The 15,795-nt window shown below is 71.8% G+C and carries 10 protein-coding genes; 3 read left to right on the top strand and 7 right to left on the bottom strand.

Translation table 11 applies throughout. The features are described from left to right. A partial coding sequence (locus tag E4O86_RS14660) for an HAD-IC family P-type ATPase (protein WP_246206409.1) occupies positions 1–2,688 on the top strand: 2,688 nt, incomplete at its 5' end. Positions 2,689–3,919: 1,231 nt separating this feature from the next. Here the strand turns inward: E4O86_RS14660 and E4O86_RS14655 are convergent. After that, the gene (locus E4O86_RS14655; RefSeq protein WP_161141300.1) at positions 3,920–4,606 is read right to left on the bottom strand and encodes a class I SAM-dependent methyltransferase; all 687 of its coding nucleotides are present in this window, start codon (positions 4,604–4,606) and stop codon (positions 3,920–3,922) included. A 200-nt stretch (positions 4,607–4,806) separates the two neighbouring features. Here E4O86_RS14655 and E4O86_RS14650 point away from each other — a divergent pair, with 200 nt between their 5' ends. Together E4O86_RS14650 and E4O86_RS14645 are read left to right on the top strand one after the other, a co-directional pair. Next, complete coding sequence (locus tag E4O86_RS14650; protein ID WP_161141299.1) at positions 4,807–5,646, top strand: TIGR02587 family membrane protein; 840 nt, start codon at positions 4,807–4,809, stop codon at positions 5,644–5,646. Between the two features lie 9 nt (positions 5,647–5,655). After that, positions 5,656–6,105, top strand: coding sequence for a TIGR02588 family protein (locus E4O86_RS14645; RefSeq protein ID WP_161141298.1), 450 nt, complete (start codon positions 5,656–5,658; stop codon positions 6,103–6,105). Positions 6,106–6,115: 10 nt separating this feature from the next. On the opposite strand, the gene E4O86_RS14640 is transcribed toward E4O86_RS14645, so the two are convergent. From E4O86_RS14640 to zwf, 6 genes are all read right to left on the bottom strand, one after another. Continuing rightward, positions 6,116–8,632: an EAL domain-containing protein gene (locus E4O86_RS14640; protein ID WP_161141297.1), complete on the bottom strand. Its 2,517-nt coding sequence runs from the start codon at positions 8,630–8,632 to the stop codon at positions 6,116–6,118. A 638-nt stretch (positions 8,633–9,270) separates the two neighbouring features. Then, positions 9,271–10,905 (bottom strand): glucose-6-phosphate isomerase, encoded by a 1,635-nt coding sequence (pgi, locus tag E4O86_RS14635; RefSeq protein ID WP_161141296.1) that lies wholly within the window; start codon positions 10,903–10,905, stop codon positions 9,271–9,273. 65 nt (positions 10,906–10,970) lie between these two features. After that, positions 10,971–11,591: a glutathione S-transferase family protein gene (locus tag E4O86_RS14630; protein ID WP_161141295.1), complete on the bottom strand. Its 621-nt coding sequence runs from the start codon at positions 11,589–11,591 to the stop codon at positions 10,971–10,973. 62 nt (positions 11,592–11,653) lie between these two features. After that, positions 11,654–12,289 (bottom strand): bifunctional 4-hydroxy-2-oxoglutarate aldolase/2-dehydro-3-deoxy-phosphogluconate aldolase, encoded by a 636-nt coding sequence (eda, locus tag E4O86_RS14625; protein ID WP_161141294.1) that lies wholly within the window; start codon positions 12,287–12,289, stop codon positions 11,654–11,656. Further along, positions 12,286–14,118 (bottom strand): phosphogluconate dehydratase, encoded by a 1,833-nt coding sequence (edd, locus tag E4O86_RS14620; protein ID WP_161141293.1) that lies wholly within the window; start codon positions 14,116–14,118, stop codon positions 12,286–12,288. The genes eda and edd overlap by 4 nt, the downstream gene beginning before the upstream one ends. Positions 14,119–14,158: 40 nt before the next feature. Next, positions 14,159–15,637, bottom strand: coding sequence for a glucose-6-phosphate dehydrogenase (gene zwf, locus E4O86_RS14615; protein WP_161141292.1), 1,479 nt, complete (start codon positions 15,635–15,637; stop codon positions 14,159–14,161). Positions 15,638–15,795 lie beyond the last annotated feature (158 nt).

The following is a 15,795-nucleotide window of genomic DNA, read 5'->3' as shown; positions in this document are numbered from 1 at the left end:
CATGCGCCCTGGCATGCGGTCGCGGCGGCGGAGGCGCTGGCCGCGCTCGGGAGCGGTCCTGCGGGCCTCTCCGCCGCGGAGGCGGCGAGCCGGCTCGCCGCCGACGGCCCCAACCGGCTGCCCGAGGCGAAGCGCCGGAGCGCGCTCGCGCGCTTCCTCGCGCAGTTCGACGACGTGCTGATCTACGTCCTGCTGGCGGCCGCCGTGGTGACGGCGCTCCTCCGCGAATTCGCCGATCTGTCGATGATCCTGCTCGTGGTCGTCGCCAATGCGGTGATCGGCTTCGTCCAGGAGGGGCGGGCGGAGCGGGCGCTCGAGGCGATCCGCGACATGATCAGCCCGCACGCATCGGTGCTCCGGGACGGCGCGCGCGTCTCCGTGCCCTCGGCCGGGCTCGTGCGGGGCGACATCGTGCTCCTCGAGGCCGGCGACCGCGTTCCCGCCGATCTCCGGCTCGTCCAGGTCCGCAATCTCCGGGTGGAGGAAGCCGCGCTCACCGGGGAATCCGTGCCGGTCGAGAAGAGCGCGGCGCCGGTCGCCGCCGAAGCCGCGCTCGCGGACCGCTCAGGGATGGCGTTCTTCGGCACGCTCGCCGTGGCGGGCCAGGCGACGGGCGTGGTCGTGGCGACGGGCGCTGCGACGGAGCTCGGCCGCATCAGCACGCTTCTCGGCGAGGTCGAGCGGCTGCAGACGCCGCTCGTCCGGCAGATGGCGCAGTTCGGACGGCAGCTCACAATCGCGATCCTGCTCGTCGCCGCCGCCGTCTGGGCCTGGGCCGTCGCGATCGGCGGCATGGCGCTCGCCGAGGCCTTCATGGTCGTGGTCGGCCTCGCCGTCGCGGCGATCCCGGAGGGGCTGCCGGCGATCATGACCATCACGCTCGCGATCGGCGTCCGGCGCATGGCGCGGCGGAACGCGATCGTGCGCGTGCTGCCGGCGATCGAGACGCTCGGCTCCGTCTCCGTCATCTGCTCCGACAAGACGGGCACCTTCACCCGCAACGAGATGGCGGTGCGCGCCGCGGTTACGACTGCGGGCCGCTTCGAGATCGCCGGCGTCGGATATTCGCCGGAAGGAAGCGCGTCGCGCGACGGCGTGGCGGTGGCGGCGGATACGGACGCCACGCTGCGCCGGCTCGCCCGCGCGGCGCTCCTCTGCAACGACGCCGAGATCCGCCTGGGCGATGCCGGCTGGTCGGTCGAGGGCGATCCGATGGAAGGGGCGCTCGTCGCGTTCGCCGGCCGCGTCGGCTACGACAGCGAGGCCTCCCGGGCCGATTACGTGCGCCGCGACGCCATTCCCTTCGACCCCACGGTCCGCTTCATGGCGACGCTGCACCCGGCCCGCTCGGGGGGTGCGATCGCCTATCTCAAGGGGGCGCCGGAACATCTGCTGGCGGTCGCGACCGGGCAGCTCGGCTCCGACGGCAGCGTGGCCCCGCTCGACAGGGACTTCTGGTCGGAGCAGATGGAGCGGATGGCGGATGCCGGCCAGCGCGTCCTCGGCCTCGCCTACCGGCGCTTCCCGGAGGACCGGCACGACCTCCGCCGCGATGCGCTCGCGCGGGACGTTGTCCTGATCGGGCTCGTCGGCCTCCTCGATCCGCCGCGCGAGGAGGCGGTTGCCGCCGTCGCCGAGTGCCAGGCCGCCGGCATCGTCGTGAAGATGATCACCGGCGATCACGCGCGCACGGCCGCGGCGATCGCGCGGCATATCGGGCTCGCCCGCCCGGAGGCCGTCGCCACCGGCGCCGAGCTCGACCGGATCGACGATGCGGCGCTCCGCCGCTTTGCCGTCGAGACGACCGTCTTCGCCCGCACCAGTCCGGAGCACAAGCTCAGGATCGTCGAGGCGCTCCAGGCGGAGGGCCTCGTCGTCGCCATGACGGGCGACGGCGTCAACGACGCGCCGGCGCTGAAGCGCGCCGATGTCGGCGTCGCCATGGGCCGGAAGGGGACCGAGGCGGCCAAGGAAGCGGCCGAGATGGTGCTCGCCGACGACAATTTCGCGTCGATCGCGGCGGCCGTGCGCGAAGGGCGCACCGTCTACGACAACCTGCGCAAGGTGGTCGGCTGGACGCTTCCCACCAATGGCGGCGAGGCCTTCGTGATCATTGCCGCCATCCTGTTCGGGCTGACGCTGCCCGTCACGCCGGTCCAGATCCTCTGGATCAACATGATCACCGCCGTCGCGCTCGGCCTGACGCTCGCCTTCGAGCCGACCGAGCCGGACACGATGCGGCGGCCGCCCCGCCGCCCCGGGGAGCCGCTGCTCTCGCCGCTCCTGCTGTGGCGGATCGGCTTCGTCTCGATGCTCTTCGTCGCCTTCGCGTTCGCGGCCTTCTTCCATGCGCTCGAAGACGGGCGGCCGCTCGAGGAGGCGCGGACGGTGGTCGTCAACACGATCGTGGTGCTGGAAATCGCCTCGCTCTTCAGCATGCGCTATCTCCACGCGCCCTCGCTCTCGCGCCGCGGCGTGAAGGGCACGCCCGCCGTCCTTCTCGGGGTCGGCGTCGTGGTCGCCGCGCAGCTCCTCGTCACCTACCTGCCGCCGCTCAACGCGCTGCTCGGGACCGCGCCGATCGCCCTCGGCGAGATCGCCGCCGTGGCCGCCTCCGGCGTCGGCCTGTTCGCGATCCTGGAGCTCGAGAAGCTCGTCCGCCGCCGCTGGCGCATCGCCGGCACCTGACCCGGCGATCCACGCCGCCTCGCCCTTCTCTCCGTCGTCATCGCCGGGCTCGACCCGGCGATCCAGAAGCGGAGCAGCGGCCCTCCCTGCCGGCCGCTGGATGCCCGGGTCAAGCCCGAGCAGGACGACAGAACAAGCGGTTGCGCACCGGAACAGAGCAAGCGGCGCCGGATTAGGCACGCAGCAGGCGCCGGAGCAGACAATCGGCGGTCATGGAACGGCACAGGCGACAGGGCCGGCGCGATCCGGGGGCGACCCATGGCCCCGCACCCGTCAGCTCCCACGCCCACGGGCCTCGCAGGCCCCGTAACCGTCGGCTCCGACGGGCGCCGCCCGCGTCGGCAGGCGCCGGGGCGCGTCACCTTGAGGGCTGCCCCATGCCGCGCGGCCACCCCCCTGTCGTCATCGCCGGACTTGATCCGGCGATCCAGAGAACGCCTGCGGCGCTCTCTGCCGGCCGCTGGATACCCGGGTCAAGCCCGGGCAGGACGACAGAGCAAGCGGCAGAGGCCCGGAACGGAACAGGCGGCAAAGCGCCGGATCAGGCACGCAGCAGGCGCCGGAGCAGACAATCGGCGGGTCGCGGAACGGCACAGGCGACAGGGCCGGCGCGATCCGGGGGGCGACCCATGGCCCAGCAACCGTCAGCTCCGACGCGCAGGCGCCGCGGTGGCGCGGAGACCGGGGCGCACGTCACCTTGAGGGCTGCCCCATGCGGCGCGGCCACCCCCTCTGTCGTCATCGCCGGACTTGATTCCGGCGATCCAGGGAACGCCTGCGGCGCTCTCTGCCGGCCGCTGGATGCCCGGGTCAAGCCCGGGCAGGACGACAGAACAAGCGGTTGCGCACCGGAACGGAACAGGCGGCAAAACGCCGGAGCAGGCACGCAGCAGGCGCCGGAGCAGACTATCGGCGAGTCGTGGAACGGCACAGGCGACAGGGCCGGCGCGATCCGGGGGCGCCCCATGGCCCCGCAACCGTCAGCTCCGACGCGCAGGCGCCGCGTCGGCCGGCGCCGGGGGACACGTCACCTTGAGGGCTGCCCCATGCGGCGCGGCCACCCCCTCTGTCGTCATCGCCGGACTTGATCCGGCGACCCAGGGAACGCCTGCGGCGCTCTCTGCCGGCCGCTGGATGCCCGGGTCAAGCCCGGGCAGGACGACAGAGCAAGCGGCATGGCCGCCGCACCAGCACAGGCGCCGGCGGGGCCGTCGGGCGACCCCCGCAACCGTCAGCTCCGACGCGCGCCGCCCGCCTCGGCCGGCGCCGGGGCGGGCCATCGCCAGACCTCTGTGCGCTTGATCTCGGAATCCTCGAGCGCGCGCGTCACCGGCACCGAATAGGCGGCGATCGACGCGAGCCGGCCCTTCGGCAGATAGGTCCGCCCGGGATCGCCGACGAGCACGGTCGCGCCGCGGCGCGCGAGCGCGTCGAGCCAGGGCGCCAGCCGGTCGGCGAGCGGCTTCTCGTAGAAGGCGTCGCCGACCAGCACGATTTCCCAGCCGTCGTCGCGGCCGATCAGGTCGGCGGCGGCGCATTCGAGCCGCACATCGTTCGCCGCCGCGTTCTCCGCCAGCGCGGCGAGCGCGAAGGCGTCGATCTCGTTCGCCACGACCCGCGCCGCCCCGGCCTTCGCCGCGGCGATGGCGACGACGCCGGAGCCCGACGCGAAATCGAGCACGGACCGGCCGGCGACGAGCGCCGGGTGATCGAGGATGTGGCGCGCGAGCGCCTGCCCGCCGGCCCAGGCGAAGGCCCAGTAGGGCGGCGGCAGGCCCATCTCCCCGAGTTCCTCCTCGGTGCGCTCCCAGAGGGGCAGCGCTTCGTGGGCGAGATGGATCCGGACTTCCGGCACGAGCGGCGGGGCGAGAAGCTCAGTATTGGCGCGGACGAAGGCGGCGGGATCGGGGATGCTCATGTCCCCTCTCTGGTGCAGCCTCGCCGCCGCCGGCGCAACGGGTTTTGCGCACGGCGCGCGACCCGGTCCGGCGTGGAGCGGCGGCGCGCAACAAAGATCGCGGCTGCGCGTTTCTTCGTCGACTGACGATCGGCAAGCGTGACGGAGCCCGTGGCCAAGATCTCGATCAGCCCGCGCGACAGCCTTCCGGCGGGGTCCCGTTGACGGTCCGGTCCGAGGCGTCCGGACGGGATCGCGACTTCCTCGTCGGGCTCGCGCGGGCCTTCGCCGGGGCGGTGATCTTCGCGCTGCCGATGCTGATGACCATGGAGATGTGGTTCATCGGCTTCTATGTCGAGCCGCTCCGGCTCCTGCTTCTGCTCGTCCTGCTGGTGCCCCTGCTCACGGGCCTCGCCTATTTCAGCGGCTTCAAGCAGACGAGCGGGCTTCTGGAGGAGGTGGTGGATTCCTTCGTGGCGGTCGCCGTCGCCGCGATCATGTCGGTGGTCGTCCTCGCCCTCTTCCGGATCGTCACCCCGGACATGCCGGCCCGGGAGATCGTCGGGAAGCTCGCGCTCCAGATCTTCGCCGGCAGCATCGGCGCCATGCTCGCCCAGGACCAGATGGGCGGCCAGAGCGACATGAAGGACGAGCAGCGGAAGCGCCGGGCGAGCTATCCGGCCGTGCTCCTGATGATGGCGGCCGGCGCCCTCTTCCTCGGGCTCAACGTCGCGCCGACGGAGGAGATGGTGCTCCTGTCCTACAAGATGGATCCCTGGCGCGAGCTCGCGCTCGCGCTCCTCTCCATCGTCTCGATGCACGCCTTCGTCTTCGCCGTGGAATTTCCGGGCGCGCCGGAAGTCCGGCCCGGCACCGCCTTCTGGAGCCTGTTCTTCCGCTACACCGTGGTCGGCTACGCGCTCGTGCTGGCGATCAGCTGGTACCTGCTCTGGACCTTCGGCCGCACCGACGGCACCGGCTACGAGGAGATCGCGAGCGCGACGATCGTGCTCGGCTTTCCCTGTGCGATCGGGGCCGCCGCGGCCCGGCTGGTTCTCTGAGGGGCGGCCTTGGCGGGGAACGAGCGCGAGACGGAGAAGGGTGGCGCCGAGGGCGGATCCGGTCCGGCGCCGTCCTCGAACGGCATCGCGGAATCGCCCTGGGAATGGGCGACGGCCGCACTCGGCGCCGTCATCGTCGCGGGCCTGCTCGGCTATGTCGGCCATCACGCCGTGAGCGACCGGTCGGAGGTTCCGTCCGTCGCGGTCGAGGCGGCGGAGACGGTCCGCGCCGGCGATTCGCATGTCGTCCGCTTCCGCGTCCTTAACGGAAGCAGCGCGACGGCGGCCGCGCTCCTCGTCTCGGGCGAGCTCCGCGACGGGCAAATCGTGGTGGAGCGGAGCGAGGCGAGGATCGACTACCTGCCGCCCTTTTCGGAGCGGGAGGGCGGGCTCCTGTTCCGGGCGGATCCCGGCGCCTACGAGCTGGTGATCCGGCCGGAGGGCTACAGCGAGCCCTGACCGCCGCCCGTCAGGCTGCGATGCGTGCCCCGGGCCAGCGCGCGAGCAGCCCCGGCACGTCGCGGGCCGGCGTCGCCCGGCTGAACAGGAAGCCCTGGGCCTCGCTGCAGCCCTGCAGCTTCAGGTGATCGAGCTGCGCCCGGCTCTCCACGCCCTCCGCGGTGGTCGGCATGCCGAGATTGCCGCCGAGATCCGTCATCGCCCGCACGATCGCCGCGCAGTCGCCGCTTTCCGGCAGCTCGCTGATGAAGGAGCGGTCGATCTTGATCCTGTCGAACGGGAAGCGCCGCAGATGGGCGAGCGAGGAATCGCCGGCGCCGAAATCGTCGATGGCGATGCGCACCCCGAGCTGGCGCAGGTCGTTCAGCTTGGCGAGCGTCGACGGCCCGTCCTGCAGCAGCACCGTTTCCGTGATCTCCAGTTCCAGCCGTCCGGGCGCAAGCCGCGCCTCCGCCAAGGCGGCCCGAACCTCGTCGACGAGGTTCGCGCCCGCGAACTGCACGGGCGAGAGGTTGACCGCGACGCGGATGCCGTCCGGCCATTGCGCCGCCTCGCGGCAGGCCTGGTGCAGGACCCAGCGGCCGAGCGGCTCGATCAGCCCGGTCTCCTCGGCGACCGGGATGAAGGCGCCAGGCGGCACCTCGCCATAGCCCGGCCGGTTCCACCGGAGCAGCGCCTCGAAGCCGCTGATCGCCTCGGTCGCGAGATTTATGATCGGCTGGTAATGGACCTCGAATCCGCCATGTGCGACCGCGTTGCGGAGGTCCCTCTCGAGCGCGCGGCGATGCTGGAGCGTCTCGTCCATGCCGGGCTCGAACAGCCGGTGCGCGCCCCTTCCGTCCGCCTTGGCGCGGTAGAGCGCGGTGTCGGCGTTCCGCAGGAGCTCGTCCGGCGGGCCGCCCGCCTCGTTCGCCATGGCGGTGCCGACGCTCGCGCCCACGCTGACGCGATGGCCGTCCAGGAAATAGGGCTCCCGGACCGCGTCGACGAGCCGCGCCGCCAGGCTCTCCGCCTCTTCCGGCCGGGCGATGCCGGCCTGCACGATGGCGAACTCGTCTCCGCTCAGCCGCGCGACCGTGTCCCCCTCGCGCACGCAGCGCCTGAGGCGCGCCGAGACCGCCTCGAGAAGGAGGTCGCCGACCGGATGCCCGAGCGTGTCGTTGACCGCCTTGAAGCGGTCGAGATCGAGGCAGTGCACGGCGACGGCCTGCCCGGGCCGGAGCGCTGCGAGGGCCTCCTCCAGCCGCTGGCGGAAGAGGATACGGTTCGGAAGCGCGGTGAGGCAGTCATGCGTGGCGAGGTGGGCGATCCTCGCCTCGGCGCGGCGCCGCTCGGTGATGTCCTCGTGCGTCGAGACCCAGCCGCCGCCCGCCATCGGCCGGCGCGCGATGGCCACGATGCGTCCGTCCGAGAGCTCGAGGATCTGGTCGGAGGGCTCCGACGTGCTGGCGTTCTCCACCCGGCTCCTGATGTAGGCCTGCGGGTCGCCTCCCGCGAAGATGCCGAGCGCCACGCGGCATTCCAGGATCTCGCGCTGCGTCGTGCCGGGCCGGATCAGGTCGCGCGGCAGGCCGTACACCTCCGCATAGCGTTCGTTGCAGACGATGAGCTGCCGGTTGCCGTCGAACATCGACAGGCCTTGCGACATGTTGGAAAGCGCCGCGTTGAAGCGCAGGTTCTGGGTCCGGAGCTCGTCCTCCCGCTTCTCGATCAGCTCCTTCTGGCAGCGCATGTCGCTGCAGAAGCGGTCGATCGCCGCCACCATCTGGCCGATCTCGTCGCGGCGGCCGCGCGAGACCCTGGCCGGCTCGAAATCGAGATTGCCGAACGAGATCTCCCGCATCGCCGCCGTCACGGAGCGGATCGGGGAGACGATCGAGCGCGCGAAGAGGAGCGCCGCCACCAGGCTCGCGAACAGCGCGGCGAGTCCGCCGAGCTGGATCCGCCGGGCGTCGCGCTGGGCGGCGCTGCGCAGGTCCGACGCCATGTCGCGGGTCTGGGTGCGCGCTGCGGCGGCGAGCCGCTGAAGGTTCCCCTCCGCCGCCTGGAAGGCGTCGTCCGCGCCGCCGAGCATCGCCGTCGCCTTGGCGGGATCGGTCCGTGCGGCGGCGATCGCCTCCTTGCTGGCCCGCGCATATTCCGTCCAGGCCTGGCGGAAGAACCTGACCTGCTCCGCTTCGAAGCCGGTCAGGTCGTCCCGCCCGGCGAGCCGCGCGAGGTCGACCTTCACCCGCATGTTGCCGCTCAGGATGTCGGAGGCGAGCCGCCCCAGTAGACGCCCGTCGACGCCGTTGGCCGCCCAGGCCGTGTACCGGAACAGGCGGATGTGCGCGTCGGTGATCTGGTCGCCGAGTTCCTCGGTGATGATCTGCTTGGGCAGGGTTGCCTGGACGAGCGCGTCGAGCCGGCCGGACGACCGATCCAGCGTGAGGATCGTCTCGGCGCCGAGGCAGAGCAGCGATATGAGGAGCACCCCCCAGGCTGCCAGCGCCTTCACGCTGATCGGAAGGTCTCTGATCCTTTCCATGTCCGCGGTCCCCCGGCGGAACGCGCTTCCGCCCGTTCCTGCAGACGCCCACTGTGGCGAGGCACCGGCCTGCGCGCTCCGCCCGGCTCGCCTTCTTCTCGATCCCGCGTTCGATCGGGTGGGACTGCTTGCAACGGGACCCCCACGATCCTGCGCCCCGGGATCTCATCCTCTCACGGGCGGGGCATCTGCCGCGCCGGCGCTTCTCTCGGGTCCCGTTCGCGGGCGCGGCCCGCGCATCCGCCGCCCCGACCGGCGCCACCAGCCTCGGCAGGGCCGCGGCGGCGGCCCTCCCCATCGACCCTTTCCCGTTGGGAGAGTGGCGCGATCACTGTTGCAAAATGACTAACGCGACGCGCGCGCTACAATAATTCTGCACGCGAGCGCGGTGGCGCCCCGGCGTGCGCGCAGTTGCCGCAAGAGAAAGCGCGGACGCCGCCTGAGGAGAGCGCCAGCCGTACTGCGCATGCCGGAATCTTCGAAGGCTCCGCCGGTCTCGGTCCGCGCGAAATGCTGCGCATCCGCGGCCTTTTGACGAGGCCGCGGCGAGTTAGTACGGCAGCGTACTAGTTCTCCGGCGGATTACGTGGGAAACGGCGAGGCCCGGCCGCGGCCGGCCGGCGGAGCGCCGGATGGGCTCAGCGCAGCGCCCGAAACCTCGCGACGAGGCCCGCGGTCGAGGAATCGAGCGCGTCGGCGGGGGCATCGTCCCGCACGATCGGAAGCAGCCGGCCCGCAAGCGCCTTGCCGAGCTCGACGCCCCACTGGTCGAACGAGTTGACGTCCCACACCACGCCCTGGACGAACACCTTGTGCTCGTAGAGCGCGATGAGCGCGCCGAGCGTCGCGGGGTCGAGCCGGCGGTAGAGCAGCGTGTTCGAGGGCCGGTTGCCGGGAAAGCTCTTGTGCGGCGCGAGGCGGTCGATCTCCGCGTCCGGGAGCCCGACCGCCCGCAGTTCCGCCCGGGCCTCGGCCTCGGTCTTGCCGAAGGCGAGCGCCTCGCTCTGCGCGAGGCAGTTGGCGACCAGTTTGGCGTGGTGGTCGCCGAGCGCCTCCTGCGGCTCGGCGGCGACCAGGAAGTCGCACGGCACGATGTCGGTCCCCTGGTGGAGGAGCTGGTAGAAGGCGTGCTGGCCGTTGGTGCCGGGCTCGCCCCAGACGACGGGACCGGTCTCGTAGTCGATCGGGCTGCCGTCGCGGGTCACCCGCTTGCCGTTCGATTCCATGTCGAGCTGCTGGAGGTGCGCCGGGAAACGGGCGAGGCGCTGGTCGTAGGGAAGGACGGCGTGCGTCGCCATGCCCTTCACGTTGCGGTGCCAGATGCCGAGGAGCCCCATCAGCGCCGGAATGTTCCGGTCGAGCGGCGCGGTGAGGAAGTGCTGGTCCATGGCATGGGCGCCGCCGAGGAATTCCGCGAACTTGTCGAACCCGATCGCGATCGCGAGCGGAAGGCCGATGGCGGACCAGACCGAATAGCGGCCGCCGACCCAGTCCCAGAACCCGAACACCCGGCCGGGATCGATCCCGAACGCCGAGACCGCCGCGAGATTGGTGGAGATCGCCGCGAAATGGTCCGCGACCGCCGCCTCGCCGAGCTGCGCGGCGAGCCAGGCGCGGGCGGTGCCGGCGTTCGTCATCGTCTCCGAGGTGGTGAAGGTCTTCGAGGCGATCAGGAAGAGCGTCCGGCCCGCCTCGAGATCCGCGAGCGTATCGGCAATGTGCGCGCCGTCGACGTTGGAGACGAAATGGACGCGGGGTCCGCCGTCGCGATAGGGCGTGAGCGCCGCGGTCGCCATTGCGGGGCCGAGATCGGAGCCGCCGATCCCGATATTGACGACGTCGGAGAAGGGCTCGCCCGTCGCGCTGCGGATCGCCCCGGAGCGGACCGCTTCGGCGAAGTCGCGCATGCGGTCGAGCACGGCATGGACGGCGGGCATCACGTTCTCGCCGTCGACGCGGATGTCGGCGTCGCGCGGCGCGCGGAGCGCGACATGCAGCACGGCGCGGCCCTCGGTGTTGTTGATCGCCTCGCCGGAGAACATCGCCGCCCTGCGCTCCGCCAGCCCGGCCGCCTCCGCGAGCCGGGCGAGGAGCAGCATCGTCTCCGCCGTGACGCCGTTCTTCGAATAATCGAGGGTCAGGTCGCCGAGCGAGACCGAGAAGCGCGAGAAGCGCTGCGGGTCGGCCGCGAAGAGGTCACGGAGCGTCGTTCCGGCGAGCGCGCGCTCGTGTTCGGCTAGCGCTTCGAGCGCCCGCTTGGCCCCGTCCTTCATGATGCCTCCGATCTTTCCGCGGACTGACTAGCATGCCTTGCGCTCGGACGCCCCCTTCCCGCGGCTCACGCCGCCCTGGCGACCTCCATGCGGTCGCGCTCCTCCGAGCGCTTCAGCGCGGGCCGCTCGGCGATGCGGGCGAGATAGGCGTCGAAGGCCGGCCGCGACGTCACCGCGCCGGTCGCGATGCCCCAGCGCAGGCCGCCGCCGATGACGAGATCCGGCGTCGTGAAGCGGTCGCCGAGGAGGTAGGGACTCTTCTCGAGCGCCGCCTCCACGACGCCGAGCGTCGTGTCGGTGTCGCCCCAGCCGAGCGCCCCGCGCGGCGCGCCCTCCCGCTTCAGCATGCGGTCGAGGATCGCCGGCTCCAGGCAGGACGGGCCGAAGAAGAGCCACTTGTAATAGAGGCCGCGGGCGGGCGTCCCGATCGGCACGGCGAGCCCGGCCTCCGGAAAGGCATCGGCGAGATAGGCGCAGATCGCCGCCGCCTCGGTGATGATCGTGCCGCGGTCGACGAGCGCGGGGACCTTCCCCATCGGGTTCACCGCGAGATAGCCGGGCTCGCGCTGCTCGTCGTGGGCGCCGGAAAGGAGCTTCACCTCGTAGCTGGCGCCCACCTCCTCCAGCATCCAGAGGACGAGGAGCGAGCGCGACGGCGACATGTGATAGAGCGTGATATCGGCCATTGGGGTCCTCACTGGTTGCGCCGGACAGGATCCGGCCGCTCCGTGACGGGACTTTGACGGGCTCAGCCGCGGAGCGTCGCGGCCGCGGCCGCGAGCCGCTCGATGCGGCGCCAGTCGCGCTCCGCGATCGCCTCTTGCGGGGCGACCCAGGAGCCGCCGACGCAGACGACGTTCGGCAGGGCGAGATAGGCGGCGGCGTTTTCCGCGGAGACGCCGCCGGTCGGGCAGAAGCGCAGCATCGGCAGCGGGGAGGCGAGGGCCCCGAGATAGGCCCGTCCGCCGGCGGGCTCGGCCGGGAAGAACTTCAGGATCGTGAAGCCCTTTTCGAGGAGCGACATCGCCTCGCTTGCGGTGGCGGCGCCGGGCATCAGCGGAATGCCCGCGCCGCCGGCGGCGGCGAGGAGGTCCGGGCTCGCGCCGGGCGAGACGGCGAACCGGGCGCCCGCCTTCTCGGCCGCGGCGAGCTGCTTCGCGTCGAGCACCGTGCCGGCGCCCACGGTCGCGCCTTCGACCTCCGCCGCGATCGCCTCGATCGCCGCGAGCGCGGCCGGTGTCCTCAGCGTGATCTCGATCGCCGGCAGCCCGCCCGCCACGAGAGCGCGGGCGAGCGGAACGGCGGATGCCGGATCGTCGATGATGACGACCGGAACGACGGGGGCCGCCCCGACGATCGGCGCGAGCGCCTCGGCCTGGCTCATGCCGCGCCTCCGAACGCGATGACGCCTGCGCCCGCCTCGGCCGGCCCGGCCGCCGCGCGGAAGAGCGTGAAGAGCTCGCGCCCGGTTCCGAAGCCGTTGCCGGAAAGGTCCTCGGTGGCGGGCGTGCGGGATTCCCATTCCACCGCCGGCACGAGCGCCTCGAGCCGGCCCGCCGCCGCGTCGAGCCGGATCACGTCGCCCTCGCGCAGAAGCGCGATCGGCCCGCCGTCGGCCGCCTCCGGCGTCAGGTGGATCGCCGCCGGCACCTTGCCCGATGCGCCGGACATCCGGCCGTCGGTGACGAGGGCGACGGCGTGGCCGCGGTCCTGCAGCACGCCGAGCGAGGGGGTCAGCTTGTGGAGTTCGGGCATTCCGTTCGCCTTCGGCCCCTGGAAGCGCACCACGGCGACGAGATCGCCGTCGAGCGCGCCCGCCTTGAACGCGGCGAGGAAATCGTCCTGGGAGTGAAAGATGCGGGCCGGGGCCTCGACCACATGGCGCTCGGGCTTCACGGCCGAGATCTTGATGACGGAGCGGCCGAGATTGCCGGTGAGGAGCTTCAGGCCTCCCGTCGGCTGGAACGGCGCTCCGGCGGGCCGGAGCACGTCGGCGTCCCGGCTGCGCCGGGCCGCGTCGACCCAGGCGAGGCTGCCGTCCTCGGCGAGCCGCGGCTCCTGCACATACCCGGAAAGGCCCGTGCCCCAGACCGTGCGGACGTCCTCGTGGAGGAGGCCCGCTCCGAGCAGCTCCCCAATCAGGAAGCCCATTCCGCCGGCGGCATGGAAGTGGTTCACGTCGGCCCGGCCGTTCGGATAGACGCGGGCGAGCAGCGGGACCTGCTCCGAGAGCGCCTCGAAATCGTCCCAGGTGACCTCGATCCCCGCCGCCCGCGCGATCGCGACGAGGTGCAGCGTATGGTTCGTCGAGCCGCCGGTGGCGTGCAGGCCGACGATCCCGTTCACGATCGCGCGCTCGTCGATGACCTCGCCGACGGGCGTGTATTCGTTGCCGAGGGCGGTGATGGCGAGCGCGCGCCTGGCGGCGGCCTCGGTCAGCGCGTCGCGGAGCGGCGTGTTCGGGTTGACGAAGGAGGCGCCCGGCAGATGCAGGCCCATGATCTCCATGAGCATCTGGTTGGAATTGGCGGTCCCGTAGAAGGTGCAGGTGCCCGGCCCGTGATAGGAGCGCGATTCCGCCTCGAGCAGTTCGGCCCGGCCGACCTTTCCTTCCGCGTAGAGCTGCCGGACCCGCGCCTTCTCGTCGTTGGGCAGCCCGCTCGTCATCGGTCCGGCGGGGACGAAGACCGCCGGCAGATGCCCGAAGGCCAGCGCTCCGATCAGCAGGCCCGGCACGATCTTGTCGCACACGCCGAGGAAGACGGCGGCGTCGAACATGTTGTGCGAGAGGGCGATCCCGGCGGCCATCGCGATCACGTCGCGGGAGAACAGCGAGAGCTCCATTCCGGCCTGGCCCTGGGTGACGCCGTCGCACATCGCCGGCACGCCGCCGGCGACCTGCGCCACGCCGCCGGCCGCGTGCGCGGCGCGCCGGATGAGGTCCGGGAAGCGCTCAAACGGCTGGTGCGCCGAGAGCATGTCGTTATAGGCCGTGACGATCGCGAGGTTCGGCACGACGTCGTCCGCGAGCGCCCGCTTGTCGGCCGGCGCGCAGGCGGCGAAGCCGTGGGCGAGGTTGCCGCAGGCGAGCCTGCCGCGCCGCGGCCCCGCCTCGCGGGCGCGCGCCACGCGGTCGAGATAGCGCATGCGGTGCCCGCGCGAGCGCTTCGCGATCGCGTCGGTGACGCGGAGAATCTCTGGATGCACGCTCATCGCACTCTCCTTCCGGGCGAGTCGGAGCGGTCCCGCTCCCTCAGCCGCTTTCCTCGTGCCACGTCCGGCCGTCGCGCTCGATGAGCGCGATCGCCGCCGACGGTCCCCAGGTGCCGGCCGTATAGGGCCGCGGCGGATCGCCGGAATGTTCCCATGCGTCGAGGATCGGATCGATCCAGGACCAGGCCGCCTCCACCTCGTCGCGCCGCATGAAGAGCGTCTGGTTGCCCCGGACCACGTCGAGCAGAAGCCGCTCGTAGGCGTCGGGATTGCGCGCCTGGAACGCCGCCGCGAAGCTCATGTCGAGCGGCACGTGGCGGAGCCGCATGCCGCCGAGGCCGGGATCCTTGATCATGATCCACTGCTTCACGCCCTCGTCCGGCTGCAGCCGCAGCACGAGCCGGTTGGAGCGGATGAGGCCCGAGCCCTTCGGGAAGATCGAATGGGGGATCGCCTTGAACGCCACCACGATCTCGGAGACGCGCTCCGCGAGCCGCTTGCCGGTCCGCAGGTAGAAGGGCACGCCCGCCCAGCGCCAGTTGCAGATCTCGGCCCGGAGCGCCACGAAGGTCTCGGTCGTGCTCTCCGCCGATCCGATCTCCTCGAGATAGGATTGCACGGCGCCTCCGTTCGATGCGCCGGCGCGGTACTGGCCGCGCACCGTGCAGCCCTGGATCTCGTCCTCGCCGATCGGCTTCAGCGCCTTGAGCACCTTCAGCTTCTCGTCGCGCACCGCATTGGCGTCGAGCGAGTCGGGCGGCTCCATGGCGATCAGGCAGAGAAGCTGGAGGATGTGGTTCTGCACCATGTCCCTCAGCGCGCCGGCATGATCGTAATAGCCGCCGCGCGAGCCGACCCCGATCGATTCGGCGACGGTGATCTGGACGTGGTCCACGTGCGCCGAATTCCAGAGCGGTTCGTAGAGCGCGTTGGCGAAGCGCAGCGCCATCAGGTTCTGCACGGTCTCCTTGCCGAGATAATGGTCGATGCGGAACACCTGGTTCTCGGCGAACACGCTCCCGACCGCCTCGTTCACCGCGCGCGCGGATTCGAGATCGCTGCCGATCGGCTTTTCGATCACCACGCGCGCGTTCGGCGTGGCGAGGCCGGCGCGGCCGATGCCGAGGCATATCGGACCGAACAGATCCGGTCCGACCGCCAGGTAGAAGGCCCGGATGCGCTCTTCCGCGCCGGCGAGCGCGGCCTTCAGCTCGGGCCAGCCCGCCTCGCCCCGCACGTCGAGGCCGATATGCCCGATCATCGAAAGGAAGCAGTCGATCACGCCCGCATCGACCCGGTCGGCGGCCAGGTATTCCAGAAGCGCGGTCCGGATCGATCCGCGGAGCGCGTCGTCGCCGAGCGGCCGCCGCGAGATTGCGATGATCCGCGAACCGGACGGAATCTGGCCGTCCCGGAAGCGCTCGAAGAGCGCCGGCAGCAGCTTCCGATAGGCGAGGTCGCCTGTGCCGCCGAAGACGATGTAGTCGAACGGCTCGACGGGAATGATGCGCTGGGGCATGGACCCACTCTCGGTCTCGGGCGGCCGGCCGCTCGATCCGGTCACGATTTGATCTGCGCCGTCAAGGCGGCGGCTTGCCACCGGTGAAGCGATGCGCGACAACGCCGGCCGTGAGGCCGGCGAGGAGCGGAACTTTCTGTCCCGGCAAACGTTCTTCC

Origin of the sequence: Propylenella binzhouense, assembly GCF_009866965.1 — a bacterium.
In the GTDB taxonomy this organism is placed as follows: Bacteria; Pseudomonadota; Alphaproteobacteria; order Rhizobiales; family Afifellaceae; genus Propylenella; species Propylenella binzhouense.
Note: the sequence above shows the minus strand (reverse complement) of the source record. Positions and strands in the feature narration are given on the sequence as shown.

Bases quoted from the DNA above. Each gene is read 5' to 3' on its own strand.
- E4O86_RS14640 (WP_161141297.1), bottom strand. From the start codon at position 8,632: ATGGAAAGGATCAGAGACCTTCCGATCAGCGTGAAGGCGCTGGCAGCC.
- E4O86_RS14630 (WP_161141295.1), bottom strand. From the start codon at position 11,591: ATGGCCGATATCACGCTCTATCACATGTCGCCGTCGCGCTCGCTCCTC.
- E4O86_RS14655 (WP_161141300.1), bottom strand. From the start codon at position 4,606: ATGAGCATCCCCGATCCCGCCGCCTTCGTCCGCGCCAATACTGAGCTT.
- zwf (WP_161141292.1), bottom strand. From the start codon at position 15,637: ATGCCCCAGCGCATCATTCCCGTCGAGCCGTTCGACTACATCGTCTTC.
- edd (WP_161141293.1), bottom strand. From the start codon at position 14,118: ATGAGCGTGCATCCAGAGATTCTCCGCGTCACCGACGCGATCGCGAAG.
- eda (WP_161141294.1), bottom strand. From the start codon at position 12,289: ATGAGCCAGGCCGAGGCGCTCGCGCCGATCGTCGGGGCGGCCCCCGTC.
- pgi (WP_161141296.1), bottom strand. From the start codon at position 10,905: ATGAAGGACGGGGCCAAGCGGGCGCTCGAAGCGCTAGCCGAACACGAG.